This is a genomic window from Rhodanobacter ginsengiterrae, assembly GCF_050026815.1.
Taxonomy (GTDB): Bacteria; Pseudomonadota; Gammaproteobacteria; order Xanthomonadales; family Rhodanobacteraceae; genus Rhodanobacter; species Rhodanobacter ginsengiterrae.
Map to the genome: position 1 here is coordinate 1 of NZ_JALBWO010000052.1, position 16818 is coordinate 16818.

Below are 16818 nucleotides of genomic sequence, written 5' to 3' on the forward strand. Positions count from 1 at the left end.
CCGAATGGGCGGAGCGCAAGGGCATCGCCCTGGACTTCATCGAGCCGGGTCGGCCCATGCAGAACGGCTTCATCGAACGCTTCAACGGCAGCTTCCGACGCGGCGTGCTGGACATGCATGTCTTCCGCAACCTCTCTGAAGTACGTGAGCAGGCCGAGCGATGGATCGCCGATTACAACAACGAGATCCCTCATGACAGCCTCGACGGCCTCACGCCCGCCGAGTTCCGAATTCAAAACGACCCGGCGACCTCTAGTTTAGCTTGGCACTGATTTACGGGGAGTCGACACCGCAATGGCAAGGATAACCACGGTTCATTAATTTCGCATAATGTATATTATGTAAAATAATAGATGGCGCCGGGCAGTCGCTCCTAGCGGAACTGACGCCTCACTTCCTAAGATGCCGTCGATTGACCGATCCGAACCCGCTTGATCTGGCGCAGCCAGTCGTAGCCGTCTTCCGCGCGCAAGCCTCCGCTGGCGCGGATGGATTTCGGCGCGTCGGTTCGACGCGCGGCGTGCGAATTTTCAAACTGTGAGCGAGATTGTTGCAGCAGCTGATTGATGTAGCGCTTCATTGGAATGGCTCTTGGCAGGATGACGGTGACCGGATCTGTCCAACGGGTTTCCGGCTTATTAAATGCTTCGCCGACAGGATTGGGCTGCCCGCGCTCCCGAGCAAGCTGTGCTCCGCGATCGTTCTGTCCCGGAGCGGAAACAATGGCCGACAGACGAGAGTGTTCGCGACAAGAAACACTCAGATCACCAAGTCAGCACTTTCTCCAGGAATGGCGCGTGCCCATGTAGCTGGCCGAACACCTATTCGGCTGCCGGATCATGGGCAAGAAACTACTCGTCTTGTTGCACATCGTGCTGAGTCTTGGTTTGATCGCCCCCGCGGTCGCGGGGGCTGCCACTCCGCATGAGGAAGGCTACGTCAGGGTCGGGGTGCCGGATCTGCCGCAGGCCGTGACGTTTTTCCGGAATGTGCTTGATTGCGGGCTGATGGCGCCGGAGTCTGCGGCGGAAGCCGACGCAGCAGTGTCCGTGCTGCTTTCCTGCGGCGAAGATTCGGTGGTGGAGTTGGTCGCCGCCCCCGGCAAGTCCCCTTCCCCGGCGAACGAAACAGCTCAGCCGCTGCTATTCGTCTCCGACAACGTCCCGCAGGCCGGCAAATGGCTGCGGCGGCAGGGCGTCATCGTCGGCGGCGCTCCCCACCGCCTGACGTCCGGACCGTTGGCTGGTCGCGTGGTGCTCGACTTCATGGCGCCCTGGGGCCTGCGCTTGCAATTGCTGGACAGAGACACCGGCGGGCCGGACGGTGGAACCGTGGCCGCCACAGATGTCCAATACAACGGCGGCTGAGAGTCAGCGCCGGCGGGCGCGGAAAAATTCGCGCAACATGTCGGCGGATTCGTCAGCAAGCAGACCGCCAGCCACATCGATGCGATGGTTGTGGCGTGCATCGACCAGGGTGTCGAATACGCTGCCGGCGGCGCCGGTCTTGGGATCGGCGGCCGCATAGACGACCCGGCCCAGGCGAGCGTGAATCATGGCCATAGCACACATCGAACATGGCTCAAGGGTGACATAGAGCGTGGCGCCGGACAGGCGGTGATTGGCAAGCTTCTCCCCGGCCGCGCGCATCGCCATGATTTCGGCGTGGGCGGTCGGGTCATGCAGGGTGATGTTGCGATTCCAGCCGAGGCCAACGATCTCGGTGCCCTGCACAAGCACAGCACCCACGGGCACTTCGCCCTCGGCGTCACGCGCGTGAGCGGCCAGTTGCAGCGCACGCTGCATGTATAGCAGATCAGCAGGCGAGAATTCACTTGAACTTGCAAGAATTTCGTCAGTCATTTCAATGCATTATTGACGCAATTTAATAAGGCCGGCAAGCTGCCGGTCTTCCCTTCTCGCGCGCAAGCGATTGATTTTCCTATTCCCACTCGATCGTGGCAGGTGGTTTGCCGCTTATGTCATAGACTACGCGAGATACTCCACGTAATTCATTGATAATTCTATTGGAAACCTTGCCGAGAAATTCATGGGGCAGGTGTGCCCAATGCGCGGTCATGAAGTCGATGGTTTCCACCGCACGCAGCGCGATCACCCACTCATAGGCGCGCGCGTCGCCCACCACGCCTACCGATTTGACTGGCAGGAATACGGCAAACGCCTGGCTGGTCTGGTCGTACAGATCGGCCTTGCGCAGCTCGTCAATGAAGATCGCGTCCGCCTGGGCCAGCAGTTCGGCGTATTCGCGCTTCACTTCGCCCAGGATGCGCACGCCCAGGCCGGGGCCGGGGAATGGATGGCGATAGACCATCGCCCGTGGCAAGCCCAGCGCCACGCCAATCCGGCGTACTTCGTCCTTGAACAGCTCGCGCAGCGGCTCGACCAGCTTCAGCTTCATGTGCACCGGCAGGCCACCGACGTTGTGATGGCTCTTGATGACGTGGGCCTTGCCGGTCTTGCTGCCGGCCGATTCGATCACGTCGGGATAGATGGTGCCCTGCGCCAGCCATTTCACGTTGTTGCCGTCGGCAGTGATCCTGCTCGACTCTTCGTCGAAGATCTCCACGAACAGGCCACCGATGATCTTGCGTTTGGCTTCCGGGTCGGCCACGCCTTCCAGCGCGTTGAAATAGCGGTCGGCGGCATTGACGCGGATCACCTTGACGCCCATGTTCTCGGCCATGGTGGCCATCACCTGGTCGCCCTCCTGCCAGCGCAGCAGGCCGGTGTCGACGAACACGCAGGTCAGCCGATCGCCGATCGCCTTGTGCAGCAACGCGGCAACCACCGAGGAATCGACACCGCCCGAAAGACCCAGCAGTACATGATCGTCGCCGACCTGCTCGCGGACGCGGGCGATCTGGTCGTCGATGATGTTGGCGGCGGTCCACAACATGGCGCAGCCACAGATCTCGGCGATGAAACGCTTCAGCAGCGCCCCGCCCTGCTTCGTGTGCGTCACTTCAGGATGGAACTGCACGCCGTACCAGCGTCTGGCCTCGTTCTCCATCACCGCGACCGGAATACGGTCGGTGGTGCCGGTTATTGCGAAACCTGGCGGCGCCTTGGCGACGTGATCACCGTGGCTCATCCAGACGTCGAGCTTGTGCGCATCGGCATGATCGGTGAGGCCATCAAACAGACGGCTCGGTGCCACGATATCCACTTCCGCGCGACCGAACTCACGCGCATCGGCCGCTTCGGTGGCGCCCCCGAGCTGGGCCGCCATCGTCTGCATGCCGTAGCAGATGCCGAGGATCGGCACCTCGGCATCGAACACCTGCTGTGGTGCTTTCGGCGCGCCTTCCAGCGTGGTCGATTCCGGACCGCCGGACAGGATGATCCCCCTGGCACCGAATGCGGCGATCTCGGCTGGGTCATGATCCCAGGCCCAGATCTCGCAATACACGCCAAGCTCGCGGATACGACGGGCGATCAGCTGCGTGTACTGTGCGCCGAAATCGAGGATCAGGATCTTGTCGCTATGGATGTTGGTCATCAGTCCGGTTTCGCCGCGTGGCGCTCGGCCACATCGGTGCCTTTGATCTTGAAGGAACAACGCAACACCGGTTGCCCGGGTCGCTACCTGTAAAACAAGGCGCCGGCCCTCGGGCCGGCGCGTCAGTCACGAGTTGAGCCGGTAATTCGGCGCTTCCTTGGTGATCTGGATATCGTGTGGGTGCGCTTCGGTCACGCCGGCGGAAGTCACCTTGACGAACTGCGCCTTGTGACGCACGTCCTCGATGGTGGCCGCCCCCAGGTAACCCATCGACGCACGCAGTCCGCCGATCAGTTGATGGATGATGTTGCGCAGCGGGCCCCGGTACGGCACGCGCCCTTCGATGCCTTCCGGCACCAGCTTGTCGGCATCGGCCTCGTCCTGGAAGTAACGATCCTTTGAACCGAGCTGCATCGCGCCGATCGAGCCCATGCCGCGATAGCTCTTGTACGAGCGCCCCTGAAACAGCTCGACTTCGCCAGGCGATTCCTCGGTGCCGGCGAACATCGAGCCGAGCATCACGGTGGAGGCACCGGCAGCCAGCGCCTTGGGAATGTCGCCCGAGTAGCGGATGCCGCCATCGGCGATCAACGGAATCTCGTCCTTCAGTGCCGTGGCGACCATGTCGATCGCGGTGATCTGCGGCACGCCTACACCGGCAACCACGCGGGTGGTGCAGATCGAACCGGGGCCAACGCCCACCTTGACGGCATCCACGCCGACGTCGAGCAGTGCACGCGCCGCCTCGCCGGTCACGATGTTGCCGGCAATCACCTGCACCTGCGGGTAGTTCTTCTTGACCCAGCCCACGCGATCGATGACGCCCTGCGAATGACCGTGTGCGGTGTCGACCACCAGCACGTCCACGCCGGCATCGACCAGCGCGGCCACGCGCTGTTCGGTGTCACCGGAAACACCGACGGCTGCGCCGACCAGCAGTGCTTCCTGGCGATCCTTGGCGGAATGCGGATTGTCGCGGGCCTTCTGGATATCCTTGACCGTGATCAGGCCGCGCAGCTGGAACGCGTCGTTGACCACCAGCACTTTCTCGATCCGGTGCGTGTGCAGCAGTTGCAGCACGTCGTCCTGGGCAGCGCCCTCGCGCACCGTGATCAGCTTGTCCTGGCGCGTCATGATGTTGCGCACCGGGTCGTCCAGCTTGCGCTCGAAGCGCAGGTCGCGGCTGGTGACGATACCGACCAGCTGGGCGCCATCCACCACCGGCACGCCGGAAATGTTGTGCGCATGCGTCAGCCGCAGCACTTCGCGAATCGAAGTCTCCGGCGTCACCGTGATCGGGCTGCGGATCACGCCGGCCTCGAACTTCTTGACCAGGCGCACTTCAGCCGCCTGCTGCTCGGCGGTCATGTTCTTGTGGATGATGCCGATGCCGCCGTTCTGCGCCATGGTGATGGCGAGGCGGGCTTCGGTCACGGTGTCCATGGCGGCGGACACGATCGGAATGTTCAGGCGCAGGTCGCGGGTGAACCGCGTCGAGGTGTTCACGTCGCGCGGCAGCACGATGGAATGGCCCGGAACAAGGTAGACGTCGTCGTAGGTCAGGGCCTCGGCGAGAATGCGCATGAAAAAGTCCCGCTGCAAAGAGGGAATTATACGCGCCCCGCCGTATTTCCTGCCAGATGCGAGCCTGAATAAGGGCGGCAGAACCGACTCAGGCCTTCGCTTCACCCTGCAGGCGCGCTTCGGCCGCCTCCAGCGTGTTCTCCATCAGCGTGGCCACCGTCATCGGCCCGACGCCACCGGGAACCGGGGTGATCCAGCTGGCGCGCTCGGCCGCGGGAGCGAATTCCACATCGCCGACCAGACGGCCATCGTCGAGCCGGTTGATACCAACATCGATGACCACCGCGCCAGGCTTGATCCATTCGCCTTTGACCAGCCCGGGCTTGCCCACCGCGACGATCACGATATCGGCCTGGCGCACGAAGCCCTCGAGGTCGCGGGTAAAACGATGGCACGAGGTGGTGGTGCAACCGGCGATCATCAGCTCCAGCACCAGCGGGCGACCGACATGGTTGGAAACACCGATCACCACAGCGTGCTGGCCGCGAACCGGACGATCCGTGTGGCCGAGCAGAATCATCACGCCCTTCGGTGTGCACGGCCGCAAGCCGAAACGACGCAAGGCCAGTCGTCCCACATTGATCGCCTGGAAACCGTCGACATCCTTGTTCGGATCGATGCGATCGACCAATGCGTCCTCGTCGATATGTTCAGGCAGCGGCGACTGCACCAGGATGCCATGCACCTCCGGATCGGCATTGAGCCGATCGATCAGCTCGAACAGCTCCTGTTGAGTGGTGGTGGCGGGCAGGTCGTGATCGAACGATCGGAAGCCAACCTGATGGCATGCCTTGCGCTTGTTGCGCACATACACCGACGATGCCGCATCGGCGCCGACCAGCACCACGGCAAGGCCTGGCGCGGAAAAGCCCTGCCGCACCCGCTCGGCGACCCGCAATCCGATCCGCTCAAGCAACTCTTGTGCGATGCGTTTGCCGTCGAGTATGCGTGCGCTCATGGGTGTCACCTGGCCGGGAGTCGTGCATTATCCGGGCTGGATCACACGCACACAAACGGTACGCGCATGAACCCCGGTGAGTTGGACCACTTGAATGCCGAATTGACCGATGGACGTCTGCGGTTGCGACCATGGCAACACGCAGACGCCGCACCGCTGGTCGAAGCCGTGGGTGAGTCCCTGGATAGCGTGGGGCGCTGGTTGCCATGGTGTCGTGCGGGCTATGACTTGGCGCAAGCCAATGATTGGGTGGCTTTCTGCCAGGCTGGATGGATCCGCGGCGAGCATTTTGCCTTTCCCATATTCGACATCGCGTCCGGTCAGCTCATGGGGGGTGCCGGACTGACTCAGCACGACCCACGGCACCGGAGCGCCAATCTCGGTTACTGGGTGCGGGGATCCTGCCAGCGTCGAGGGGTCGCCACGGCAGCCGCTCAGCTGGTCGCGCGGTTCGGTTTCGAACAGCTTGGCCTGATCCGGATAGAAATCGTGATCCAGCCTGACAACAAGCCCAGCCGAGCATTGGCCGACCGGACCGGCGCAAGGTTCGAAACGATTGCCCGACAGCGGCTATGCGTTGAAGGTGAGCCGCGGGACGCTGCGGTATATGGCTGGATACCGCAGGACCTCGGCTGAAACACGCATGCTTCTGGCTCAACGCGTTCGGCTGATCAGCTCGCTCTTGCGACGCCGGGCCTTGTGCTGCTGTTCCTTGGTCAACACCTTCTTGCGCCCGGCATACGGGTTTTCGCCCTCGCGGAATGCGATGCGCACCGGCGTGCCTTCCAGCTTGTAGCGCTTGCGGAAGAAGTTTTCCAGGTAGCGCTGATAAGCCGGCGCGATGTGCTTGGTGCGGGTGCCGTGGATCACGATGGTCGGCGGATTGGTACCGCCCGGATGCGCGAAGCGCAGCTTCGGCGCGTGACCGTTGACCAGCGGTGGCTGGTAGCTCTCGTAGGCCTTTTCCAGCGTCTTGGTCAGGTCCGAGGACACCAGCACCTTGGTCGCCGAGGCGTGGGCACGCACCACGGCCTGCATCAGTTCGCGCAGGCCCGAACCGTGCAGTGCCGAAATTTGTACCTGCTTGGCCCAGTCGACGAAAACCAGCCGACGATCCAGCGCACGACGACATTCGTCGCGCTGGTACTGGTCCATGTCGTCCCACTTGTTGATCGCGATGACCAGCGCCCTGCCCTCGTCCATCGCGTAACCGATCAGGGTGAGATCCTGGTCGGCCAGGTTTTCGCGCGCATCGATCATCACCACCACGACCTGGGCCGCAGCGATCGACTGCAGCGTCTTGATCACGCTGAACTTCTCGACCGCTTCCTCGACCCGCGCCTTGCGCCGGATGCCGGCAGTGTCGATCAGCGTATAGCGCTTGCCGTCGCGCTCCAGCGGTACCCGGATCGGATCGCGGGTGGTGCCGGCGACATCGGAGACGATCAGCCGTTCCTCGCCCAGCAGGCGATTGATGAGGGTCGACTTGCCGGCATTCGGGCGGCCGACGATGGCGACGCGGATGGTGCCATCCTCGCCTGCCGCTTCGGTGTTGGCTTCCTCGTCGGCGGGCAGCATCGGCAGCACGACGCGAATCAGGTCGTCGGTGCCGCGGTTGTGCGCAGCCGACAACGGCAGCATCGTGCGGATGCCGAAGGCGGAAAACTCGGCCAGCACGGCCTGTTCGTCCAGGCCGTCGGTCTTGTTGACCACCGCGATGATCGGCTTGCCGCTGCGGCGCAACTCGCCCAGGATCACGTAGTCCTGTGGCAGCAGGCCGTCGCGTGCATCCACCACGAAGACCAGCACGTTAGCCTCTTCGATCGCCAGGCGGACCTGCTTGGCGGTGAGCACGTCCATCGCTTCCTCGACGCCGGACAGGCCGCCGGTATCGACCACCACGAACGGCCGATCGCCACTGCGGCAGACGCCGTAGTGGCGATCTCGGGTAACGCCCGGCATGTCGGCCACAAGAGCGTCACGGCTGCGCGTCAGCACATTGAACAGGGTCGATTTACCGACATTCGGACGACCAACCAGCGCTACGACGGGCAACATGATGAGTACTTCGTTCCAGCGATCAGGGTGAGGACAGACGGTAGGCGCCGATATGGCCCTCGACGTCCTCGACGTAAACGATGTCGCCCACTACCAGCGGCTGGGCACGGATCGCCTTCTTCGACAGCCGCTCACGCGCAGCCAGGGCGCCGTCACCGGTCTGCAACCAGTGCACGTAGCCTTCCAGGTCGCCCACGACAATGTAGTTGCCCTGCACGGCCGGACCGGTGACCCAGCGATATTTCAGCGAGGCGTTCTTCCACATGTCGGTGCCGCTGCTGCGATCGAACGACCACAGCTGCGATTGGTCGTCGACACCGAAGATCGCACTGGCGTTGGCTGCCAGCGAATCGAAGGTGGAGAACGGATGCGACCACATCGGGCGGCCGCTGGGGCCGTCGATGGCCGTCAGGTTGCCGTGATAGGCGGCGCCATACAGCGTGCTGCCATCGAGCAGGATCGAGCCATCGGCATCGTTCAGGCGATCGATCTCGGTGCGGCCTTCGCCGCTGGCTAGCTTTTGTTCCCACAGCTTGGCGCCGTTGTCCTGGCGCAAGGCAACCAGCTTGCCGTCATCGCTGCCGAAGAACAGCACGCCATTGGCCACCAGCATGGTGCCATTGCCGCGCAGGCTGAGCAGCGGCACCGTGCCCTGGTCATAGACCCAGCGACGATGGCCGTCTGCGGCGTCCAGTGCATAGATGCGCCCATCGCTGGTGCGCACCATCACCATGTCGCCAACGATCACCGGCGACGCCAGCACCTGGTCGCTTACCTCGACTTCCCAGCGCGGAGTGCCATCCTTGGAGCTCATCGCATAGACGTGACCGTCCAGCGTGCCGACCGCCAGCAGATCGCCGCTGACGGCAGGGCCGCCAGCGTACTCGGCGTCCTTGCGCTTCTTGTCTCCCCAGCCGAACCAGCCGTGCGTGCTCGAGCTTTTCGACCACAGTGTCTTGCCGCTGGTGGCGTCGAACGCGGCCAGCTTGCCATCGGTGCTGTCGGCGTACAGCACGCCATCGACCACCGCCGGACGCAAACGCACGCCACTTACCTGCGCGCCATCACCGACCGTGGTCTTCCACAAACGGGTGACCTGCACCGTGGGCTTGAAGTCCTTGGCCAGCGGCGTCGGCGGCTGGACGTTTTCCTTCTTGAAGGAATGGCAACCGGCGAGGGTCACCAGCGATGCCAGCGTGATCAACAGAAATCTTTTCATGCACCCTGCTTCCCGGCCACAGCCAGATCATCGATTTTCATCTGCAACGCACCGCGTTGCGGTGCTTCCTCGCCCAGTGCCGACATCGCGGCCTGATAAGCCTTGCGCGCATCGTCCGGGCGTCCAAGCTTGACCAGCACATCACCGCGGAGTTCCTGCACCAGACCCTGATAGCTGTCGGTCGGGATCTTGTCGAGCGTGGCCAGCGCAGCCTTGCCGTTGTCCCTGGCCATCTCCACCTGGGCCATGCGCAACTGGGTCAGCGACCTGAGCGCAGGCTCCGAGGCGTGGCTCTCGGCCCACTCCAGCGAGGCCTCGGCCTTGTCCAGTTGCCTGGCTTCGACCTGCTGCCTGGCGCGATCGCTGACCGCAAACACGGCGAACGGCGACTTCGCGTAATCCTTCATCAGCTGATCGGTCAGTTGCGGGGCGGCGTCGGACTTGCCCGAGGCCTGCGCAATCTGCACCTGCTGATAGAGCTGGGATGCCTCGGCTTCATTGCCTGCCTGATGCTTGCGCCACTGCTGCCATCCGAAGATGCCGACCAGGCCGATCGCAATGCCGACGATGATCGACACACCATTGTCGCGCAGCCATTTCTGCACCAGCTCGCTCTGCTCGTACTTGTCGTATTCTTCAAATGCCATGCAATCACCATTCAAAAGGCCGCGCGCCCGCGGACGCGTGCAGGGGCCAGTGCGATAAACCAAGGAAAAAGCCGGTCACGCCCGCTCGTTTCCGAGCGGACGTCAGTGGGCAAGCATAACCGAAATGGCGTGTCCGAAGCGGACCGGAAGGGCGATCAGAGGCTGGCTGCGGAAGCCTTGCCGTCCTGCATGCGCACGCGGAAACGGGCCACGTTGGCGCGACGGAAATCATCCAGGCCGACTGAAGCGCCATCGATCACTACCTGCGCTCCACTGGCATTGCCGAGGCGAACGTCCAACGCCTGGTTGCTGTGGTAGGTCTTGCTGCTGCCTGCGGGAAGCAGGCCGTATTCCAGCCGGGTGCCGTCCGCCTCGACCACTTCCACCCAGCTGGCCGACGACAAGGTCAGGCTGAGGCTGTGATCACCTGCCCCGGCATCAACCACCGGCAGGACTGGTCGTGCCGGCGTCAGACTGCTGTTCTCCAGGCTCGGAAACGGCGCCATGGATGCAAGCAGCGGCTGGTTCTGATCCTGTACCAGTGTCGGTGTCGCAGCCACTGGCGCCGGCGGCAGCGCACCACCACGGCGACCGTCGGCCTTGGAAACTTCGTTGGCCGGAGTTTCCAGCTGCGCCACCGGCGCGGCGTCCAGCGGGGCCAGATGAGTCAGATCGCGGTCGAGCGTGCCGCGCACCCCCAACCAGATCATCGGTACCACGATCACCGCAGTCAGCACCACGTAGGTCGCCGCGGTAGCGTAGCGATCCAGCAGGAAACGCGAATGCGAAATGCCGCCGGTGGCTACCAGTGGCGTCTCGACCTGCTTGATGCGGTCCAGTTCGACCTGGATCGACGCCTCATTGATGCCGAGGTAGCGGCTGTATTTCCTGATGTAACTGGCCAGGTAGACCTTCGAATCGATGCCGTCGTGCTGGTCGCGCTCGAGCTGGCGCAATACCCTGGCCGGCAACTTCAGCGTATGCGCACAGGTTTCCAGATCCAGTCCGCGGGCTTCACGCGCCCCATGCAGGCGACTGCCGAAACTTGCCACGCGGGGGTCTGTGGAGGACACATCCATGTTGGGCAAATTGATACCGAACAGTTCGGACTTGTCGGAAGTCGGCCCGGTCGGCTGGGATTGCATGGAGGTCATGGGCGGGTCGTTGTATTGAATGCCTTCGCCTGTTCCGAGTCCGGGAACTGGCTCAGCAATCGCTTGCTGTAGGTAAGGGCACCTTCCGTATTGCCCAGACGGGATTCGATGTCGTGGCCCAACTTGAGAGATGCGGCCGTGGGCTGGCCCAGTGCGTCGAACCGCTGGAGAAAGGCCCTGGCGCGAAATGCATCCTTGTTCAGGTAGAGCGCGTTTGCAAGCTGGAAGAGTGCCTCCGCATTTGTCGGATTTCTTGCGATGGCGTCACGAAAACTCGCTTCGGCTCCCGCAACGTCATTCGCACGCAGCTGGCAGACGCCGGCGTTGGTGAAGGCCACATCCGGGGTCTGGTAGAACGGGTCGGCCACCGCCTTCCTGAAATACTGGTCCGCCTCGGCAATTTTCCCGGTATGGCAGAGGAACACGCCAAGATTGTTGTTGGGTGCTCCCTTGGTCGGTTCGAGCGATTCCGCTTTGCGGTAATGCTCCTCGGCCTCGGGCAGCTTGTTGATGCGCTCGTAGATCACCGCGGCCACGGTGTGGGCCGGCGCATAGCGAGGATCGAACTGCAGCGCCTTGTTCACTTTGTCCAGTGCGGTCTCCAGATCGCCGGTGGCCAGATAGCGCTGGGCCAGTTCGGTGTGGATCCGGGCCGCATCCGTGGCCTGAACAGCCTGGCTGCTCTGCGGCATGCTCTTGCCCAGCGAGCTGCTGTCGCTGTGCGTGGTGACGCAACCTGCCAGTGGCAGCCATAGGCTGAAGAACACTACCCGCTCAAACCGCATGCGATGTCCCCTCTTCCTGTCGCTTCTTGATGTCCGCGCTGCGCCGGGTGCGATCGGCCACCTGCCCTGCCAACTGGCCGCAGGCGGCGTCGATATCGTCGCCGCGGGTTCGTCGCAGCATGGTCAATACGCCGGCATTGAGCAACTGGGTCTGGAACTGGTGGATGTCCTCGGCGGTCGATCGCTGGAACTGGGTGCCGGGGAAAGGATTGAACGGAATCAGGTTGACCTTGCAGGTAGGCAGTTTGCGCATCAGCTTGATCAGCTGGCGGACATGCTCGGGCTGGTCGTTGACCCCCTTCATCAGGGTGTATTCGAAGGTGATCGAGGTGCGCGGCTTGCGTGCCACCCAGCGCTGGCAGGCTGCCAGCAGCTCGGCGATCGGATAACGCTTGTTGATCGGCATCAGTTCGGTGCGCAGATCATCATTGGCCGCATGCAGCGACACGGCCAGCGACACGTCAATCGAATCGGACAGCTGGTCGATCAGCGGCACCAAGCCGGCGGTGGACAAGGTCACGCGCTTGGCGGCCAGGCCAAAGCCGAGGTCGTCGCGCATCAACTTCATCGCCCTCAGCACGGGCTCGAAGTTGGCCAGCGGCTCACCCATGCCCATCATCACCACATTGGTGATGCGGCGGTTCTGGTGGGTGACGTTGCCCAGGTACTTCGCCGCCACCCAGACCTGGCCAATGATCTCGGCGGTCGACAGATTGCGGTTGAAACCCTGCGCACCGGTGGAGCAGAAGCTGCAGTTCAGCGCGCAACCGATCTGCGACGACACGCACAAGGTGCCGCGGGTCGGCTCGGGGATATAGACCGTCTCGATCGCATTGCCGCTGTCCATGCCCAGCAGCCACTTGTGCGTGCCGTCGATGGCGACCTTGTCCAGCAGCGTCTTCGGTGCGCCGATGTAGCAGGCCTCGGTGAGCTTGGCGCGCAGCGCCTTGCCCACGTCGGTCATGTTTTCGAAGTTGTCTTCCAGGTCATGGTAGATCCACTTCATCACCTGATCGGCGCGATACGGCTTCTCGCCGATCTGCACGAAGAAATCGCGCAGACCCTGCCGATCGAAATCGAGCAGGTTGACCTTGGTGGTCGCAGCAGTGGTCATGACCTGATTCAAGACTTACCTCGAACAAATCTCAGTGGCAGCGAAGAAGTAGGCAATCTCCGCCTTGGCAGTGTCGACGGCGTCGGAGCCATGCACGGCATTGGCGTCGATCGATTCGGCGAAGTCGGCGCGGATCGTGCCCGCCGCGGCTTCCTTCGGATTGGTCGCACCCATCAGGTCGCGGTGGCTCAGCACGGCGTTCTCGCCTTCCAGGGCGGTGATCATCACCGGGCCGGAGATCATGAACTCGACCAGCGCCTTGAAGAACGGACGCTCGCGATGCACGGCGTAGAAGCCTTCGGCTTCCTGGCGCGACAGCTGCTTCATCTTGGCCGCAACGATCTTCAGGCCGGCCTTTTCAAAGCGGGCGTAGATCTGGCCGATGACGTTCTTGGCAACGGCGTCGGGCTTGATAATGGAAAGAGTGCGCTCCAGCGCCATACGGGTCTGCTCCGGAAAAAAAACGGATGAATGGAAAAGGGGTGGTCGCCAGTCGAGGCTGGCAAGGAGCCAAATCTGTCAGGGATTGAGGATTTAGCTCGCGAAAGTGTGACAGATTCTAACTCATACGCAAGTCGCGGGGCGTTTGCAACAAACGATCGTTTGACGGCCGCGGAGCTCTCCGCGTATGCTCAAACGATCGTTTGAACCGGCCTGTGGCCGATGGATGGTTCCGCCCGTGAGCAGCTCCGTCTCAACCAAGGACCGCATCCTCGGCGCCGCCGAGCTGCTGTTTGCCCAGCGCGGTTTTGAAGCCGCCTCGCTGCGTCAGTTGACCGCCAATGCCGGGGTGAATCTCGCTGCTGTCAATTACCACTTCGGTTCCAAGGAAAAACTGGTCGAGGAAGTGTTCCGGCGCCGGCTGGACGCCCTGAACGAAAGCCGACTGACCGCGTTGGCGCGGATCGCCGGCGCTCCGGAAACCACCCTGGAAGATGTGCTGGAAGCCTTCATCCGCCCGGCGCTCGACCTTTCCCACGACGACAGCGGCGCCCTGTTCATGCGCGTGCTGGCGCGCGCCTTCGCCGAGCACGACGACACTCTGCGCCAGTTCCTGTCCGCGAATTATGGCCATGTGATGCGCCAGTTCACCGCCGAGTTTGCCCGCCTGCTGCCGCAGTTGAGCAAACAGGAGCTGTACTGGCGCATCGATCTGGTGACCGGTGCGCTGACCCATGCGATGTCCGGTTTCGGCATGATCCAGCGCAAGAGCGACGTCAGCGAGTACGCCCATCGCGAGCAGACCGCCCTGCACCTGATCCGTTTTGCCGTGGCTGGTCTGAGCCATCCCTGATTCATTTGTCCCACCCCTTGCACGTTTGGAGAAGCCAATGACTGCTGCATCCTCCCCCACCTCCAGCCTGCGCATCCGCAAGGCAGCCGTGCTGGGCGCCGGCGTCATGGGCGCGCAGATTGCCGCGCACCTGACCAACGCCGGCGTTGAAACCGTCTTGTTCGACCTGCCGGCGAAAGAAGGCCCGAAGAGCGGCATCGCGCTGAAGGCGATTGCCAACCTGGCCAAGTTGTCGCCGGCCCCGCTGGCCGACAAGGCGCTCGCCGCCGCCATCATCCCGGCCAATTACGATGACGACCTCGATCATCTGAAAGACGTCGACCTGGTGATCGAGGCGATCGCCGAGCGGATGGACTGGAAGCTCGACCTCTACAAGAAGATTGCCGGCCACCTGTCCAGGACTGCCGTGATCGCGTCCAACACCTCGGGCCTGTCGATCACCAAGTTGGCCGAGGCGTTGCCGGAAGAAATGCGCCACCGCTTCTGCGGCGTGCACTTCTTCAATCCGCCGCGCTACATGCATCTGGTCGAGCTGATCCCGACCAAGCTCACCGACAAGAAGGTGCTGGACGGCCTCGAAGCCTTCCTGGTCACCACCGTCGGCAAGGGCGTGGTGATCGCCAAGGACACACCGAACTTCATCGGCAACCGCATCGGCGTGTTCTCGATGCTGTCGGCGATGTACCACACCGACCAGTTCAAGCTCGGCTTCGACACCGTCGACGCGCTGACCGGTCCGGCGCTGGGCCGCCCCAAGAGCGCCACTTACCGCACCGCCGATGTGGTTGGTCTGGACACCATGGCCCATGTCATCAAGACCATGGCCGACACCCTGCCCGACGACCCGTGGCACAAGTACTTCAAGGCGCCGGCATGGCTGCAGGGCCTGATCGACCAGGGCGCGCTGGGTCAGAAGACCGGCGCCGGTTTCTACAAGAAGGCCGGCAAGGATATCGTGGTGCTCGACCCGGCCGCGAAGGATTACCGTCCGTCCGAGCAGAAACCCTCCGACGAGGTGGCCGCGATCCTGGCGATCAGGGATCCGGCGGAGAAGTTCGGCAAGCTGCGCGCCTCCAGCGATCTGCAGGCGCAGTTCCTGTGGGCCAGCTTCCGCGACCTGTTCCATTACAGCGCCTACCACCTGGCCGACATCGCCGACACCGCGCGCGACGTCGATTTCGCGATCCGCTGGGGCTACGGCTGGAAGCTCGGCCCGTTCGAGACCTGGCAGGCCGCCGGTTGGCAGCAGGTCGCCGAGTGGATCAATGAAGACATCAAGGCTGGCAAGGCGATGAGCGATGCTCCCCTGCCCGGTTGGGTCACCGACGGCCGCAAAGGCGTGCATGGCAAGGACGGTTCGTACTCGGCCAGCGCCAACGCCGACAAGCCACGTTCGCAACACCCGGTCTACCGGCGCCAGCTGTTCCCCGATCCGATCCTGGGCGAGAAATTCGATACCGGCACCACCGTGTGGGAGAACGACGGCGTGCGCCTGTGGACGCTGGGCGACGACGGCATCGGCATCATTTCGTTCAAGACCAAGATGAATACGGTCAACGACCACGTGCTCGATGGTGTGCAGCACGCGATCAAGCTGGCCGAGGAACAGCTCAAGGCGGTGGTGATCTGGCAAACCGGCGAGCCGTTCTCCGCCGGCGCGGACCTGAAGGGCGCGCTGGGCCTGCTGAAGGAAGGCAAGTTCGACGACTTCGACAAGATGGTCGCCAACTTCCAGGCCACCAGCATGGCCATCAAGCACTCCCTGGTGCCAGTCGTTTCCGCCGTGCGCGGGATGGCTTTCGGTGGCGGCTGCGAGTTCCAGATGCATTCGGCGCGCACCGTCGCGGCGCTGGAAAGCTATATCGGCCTGGTCGAGGCCGGCGTGGGCCTGCTGCCGGCTGGTGGCGGCCTGCATGAACTGGCGATCCGTGCGGCCAAGGCCAACCCGGCAGATCCGTTCGAGGAGCTGAAGAAGGTATTCGAGACGGTGGCGATGGCCAAGGTCTCTGCCAGCGCGTTCGAGGCGAAGAACCTCGGCCTGCTGCGCGACAGCGATATCGTGGTGTTCAACAGCTACGAGCTGCTCTACATCGCCAAGCAGGTCGCCGGCGCCATGGCCGAAAGCGGCTACCGTCCGCCGCTGCCCGCCAATGCGATTCCGGTCGCCGGCGATGTCGGCACCGCCACCTTCAAGGCCTCGCTGGCCAACCTGCAGGCCGGCTACTTCGCCTCGCCACATGACATCGACATCGCCACGCGCATCGCCGAAACCTTGTGCGGTGGCGTGATCGAGCGCGGTTCGACCGTCGACGAGGAATGGTTGCTGGCGCTGGAACGCAAGCACTTCGTGGAGCTGGCCAGGACCGAGAAGACCCAGGCCCGCATCGCCCACACCATGACCACCGGCAAACCGCTCAGGAACTGACCGCGACCTACTCCCTCCCCTTCAAGGGGAGGCTGGGATGGGGATGGTTGTCCCTGCAAGC

17 protein-coding genes are annotated in these 16818 nt (G+C 63.2%); 5 read left to right on the forward strand and 12 right to left on the reverse strand.

What is annotated here, in order from left to right; all coding sequences use genetic code 11:
• Window positions 1-272: integrase core domain-containing protein (locus ACQGNJ_RS07695; protein ID WP_426688652.1), on the forward strand; the 272-nt coding region annotated here is incomplete at its 5' end.
• 125 nt (window positions 273-397) lie between these two features.
• Here the strand turns inward: ACQGNJ_RS07695 and ACQGNJ_RS07700 are convergent.
• Entirely contained in the window at window positions 398-580 is a 183-nt protein-coding gene (locus tag ACQGNJ_RS07700) for a hypothetical protein (RefSeq protein ID WP_426688653.1), read from the reverse strand.
• 259 nt (window positions 581-839) lie between these two features.
• Here ACQGNJ_RS07700 and ACQGNJ_RS07705 point away from each other — a divergent pair, with 259 nt between their 5' ends.
• Window positions 840-1367 (forward strand): VOC family protein, encoded by a 528-nt coding sequence (locus ACQGNJ_RS07705; RefSeq protein ID WP_426688654.1) that lies wholly within the window; start codon window positions 840-842, stop codon window positions 1365-1367.
• Between the two features lie 3 nt (window positions 1368-1370).
• Here ACQGNJ_RS07705 and tadA read toward each other — a convergent pair whose 3' ends face one another.
• The 4 genes from tadA to folD all read right to left on the reverse strand — a co-directional run bounded on the left by tadA (window position 1371) and on the right by folD (window position 6061).
• On the reverse strand, window positions 1371-1862 hold the full coding sequence (gene tadA, locus ACQGNJ_RS07710; protein ID WP_426688655.1) for a tRNA adenosine(34) deaminase TadA: 492 nt from the start codon (window positions 1860-1862) through the stop codon (window positions 1371-1373).
• 79 nt (window positions 1863-1941) lie between these two features.
• Window positions 1942-3519, reverse strand: a complete 1578-nt coding sequence (gene guaA, locus ACQGNJ_RS07715; RefSeq protein WP_426688656.1) for a glutamine-hydrolyzing GMP synthase — start codon at window positions 3517-3519, stop codon at window positions 1942-1944.
• Between the two features lie 126 nt (window positions 3520-3645).
• A complete protein-coding gene (gene guaB / locus ACQGNJ_RS07720) occupies window positions 3646-5103 on the reverse strand; it encodes an IMP dehydrogenase (RefSeq protein WP_426688657.1) in 1458 nt (485 codons plus the stop codon).
• Window positions 5104-5191: 88 nt separating this feature from the next.
• On the reverse strand, window positions 5192-6061 hold the full coding sequence (folD, locus tag ACQGNJ_RS07725; protein ID WP_426688658.1) for a bifunctional methylenetetrahydrofolate dehydrogenase/methenyltetrahydrofolate cyclohydrolase FolD: 870 nt from the start codon (window positions 6059-6061) through the stop codon (window positions 5192-5194).
• 66 nt (window positions 6062-6127) lie between these two features.
• Here folD and ACQGNJ_RS07730 point away from each other — a divergent pair, with 66 nt between their 5' ends.
• A complete protein-coding gene (locus ACQGNJ_RS07730) occupies window positions 6128-6697 on the forward strand; it encodes a GNAT family N-acetyltransferase (RefSeq protein WP_426688659.1) in 570 nt (189 codons plus the stop codon).
• Window positions 6698-6715: 18 nt separating this feature from the next.
• On the opposite strand, the gene der is transcribed toward ACQGNJ_RS07730, so the two are convergent.
• The 7 genes from der to ndk form a co-directional block, all read right to left on the reverse strand.
• Complete coding sequence (gene der, locus ACQGNJ_RS07735) at window positions 6716-8119, reverse strand: ribosome biogenesis GTPase Der (RefSeq protein ID WP_426688660.1); 1404 nt, start codon at window positions 8117-8119, stop codon at window positions 6716-6718.
• Between the two features lie 22 nt (window positions 8120-8141).
• Window positions 8142-9338, reverse strand: a complete 1197-nt coding sequence (gene bamB / locus ACQGNJ_RS07740; RefSeq protein WP_426688661.1) for an outer membrane protein assembly factor BamB — start codon at window positions 9336-9338, stop codon at window positions 8142-8144.
• Window positions 9335-9985, reverse strand: coding sequence for a YfgM family protein (locus tag ACQGNJ_RS07745; RefSeq protein WP_426688662.1), 651 nt, complete (start codon window positions 9983-9985; stop codon window positions 9335-9337). The genes bamB and ACQGNJ_RS07745 overlap by 4 nt, the downstream gene beginning before the upstream one ends.
• Before the next feature lie 155 nt (window positions 9986-10140).
• A complete protein-coding gene (locus ACQGNJ_RS07750) occupies window positions 10141-11139 on the reverse strand; it encodes a helix-turn-helix domain-containing protein (RefSeq protein ID WP_426688663.1) in 999 nt (332 codons plus the stop codon).
• On the reverse strand, window positions 11136-11924 hold the full coding sequence (gene pilW / locus ACQGNJ_RS07755; RefSeq protein ID WP_426688664.1) for a type IV pilus biogenesis/stability protein PilW: 789 nt from the start codon (window positions 11922-11924) through the stop codon (window positions 11136-11138). Before pilW ends, ACQGNJ_RS07750 begins: the two co-directional genes overlap by 4 nt.
• Window positions 11914-13038 (reverse strand): dual-specificity RNA methyltransferase RlmN, encoded by a 1125-nt coding sequence (gene rlmN, locus ACQGNJ_RS07760; RefSeq protein WP_426688665.1) that lies wholly within the window; start codon window positions 13036-13038, stop codon window positions 11914-11916. Before rlmN ends, pilW begins: the two co-directional genes overlap by 11 nt.
• 15 nt (window positions 13039-13053) lie before the next feature.
• Entirely contained in the window at window positions 13054-13479 is a 426-nt protein-coding gene (gene ndk / locus ACQGNJ_RS07765) for a nucleoside-diphosphate kinase (RefSeq protein WP_426688666.1), read from the reverse strand.
• 226 nt (window positions 13480-13705) lie between these two features.
• On the opposite strand from ndk, the gene ACQGNJ_RS07770 reads away from it, so the two are divergent.
• The gene (locus ACQGNJ_RS07770; protein WP_426688667.1) at window positions 13706-14332 is read left to right on the forward strand and encodes a TetR/AcrR family transcriptional regulator; all 627 of its coding nucleotides are present in this window, start codon (window positions 13706-13708) and stop codon (window positions 14330-14332) included.
• A 37-nt stretch (window positions 14333-14369) separates the two neighbouring features.
• Window positions 14370-16757 carry a 3-hydroxyacyl-CoA dehydrogenase/enoyl-CoA hydratase family protein gene (locus ACQGNJ_RS07775; protein ID WP_426688668.1) on the forward strand — a complete coding sequence of 796 codons (2388 nt, stop codon included), beginning with the start codon at window positions 14370-14372 and terminating at the stop codon, window positions 16755-16757.
• The last annotated feature ends 61 nt before the right edge of the window (window positions 16758-16818 follow it).